General features: G+C 53.3%; 1 protein-coding gene. It reads right to left on the bottom strand.

The annotated features are described in order from the left end of the window. Positions 1-741: transposase (locus tag SIN01_RS15160; RefSeq protein ID WP_373864413.1), on the bottom strand; the 741-nt coding region annotated here is incomplete at both ends.

Here is a 741-nt window from a genome sequence, read left to right as displayed (position 1 = left end):
ACGTGATCCAGCGGATCGGGTTCTTCCGATTTGCGGTAACGGTTCAGTTTGGGCATCGACCGGCTCCAAAAATGATAGGCAAAGGCACCGAGTGACTGTTTCAGCGCGCGAAAAGTGGTTTCCGTTGTGAAACGCCGCGCATAAAGCCGAATGATGGCTTCTGGTTCCAGCGATCGATCCGTACTGACCAGAATGGATCGTCGTTCGCCCATCACCACAAGAACAAAGCGCAATTCCTGATAGAGTCCCTGCCCCCAAAGGAGATCGCGGCACAGATAGGCGACGTTTTCTTCCTTACCGTAAAGCGACAGACGGGTGGTTTGGAACAACTTGTCCTGTGCGTCAAACAGCGCGTTTACCTTCACTTTGGTTCCTTTCTTTCGCGGGCGTCCTCGCCCGCCAGTTTGAATGGGATGTTCATAAGCCACGCAGGAGGTTTTGGCTTTCGTGACCAGTTCTAATCGAGTGGCCCCTTCCTGATTCCGCTGATTCAAGCGACGGAGGGCCGGAACGGACAAGAAATAGCGATCAAGCAGAAACAACGCGCGCCCCAGCACCCGAGTGGCTGAAAACCCTTGATCAATCATCTGCACCACATGGGAGTCCTGTTCTTCATCGTTCGTTTCCCACTGGCGAAGTGTTTGCACGCCATCATGAAGACGAAGAGAAAGCGGCAGGCAGAATGTTTTTCCAACGTTTCCGATGAGAATGCCCACGGAGCCCCAGAGATGTCCGAAAATG

The organism is Sporolactobacillus inulinus, assembly GCF_006539285.1.
Taxonomy (GTDB): Bacteria; Bacillota; Bacilli; order Bacillales; family Sporolactobacillaceae; genus Sporolactobacillus; species Sporolactobacillus inulinus.
The sequence above is the reverse complement of the archived record's forward strand: the minus strand, read 5'-3'. Positions and strand labels throughout refer to the sequence as shown.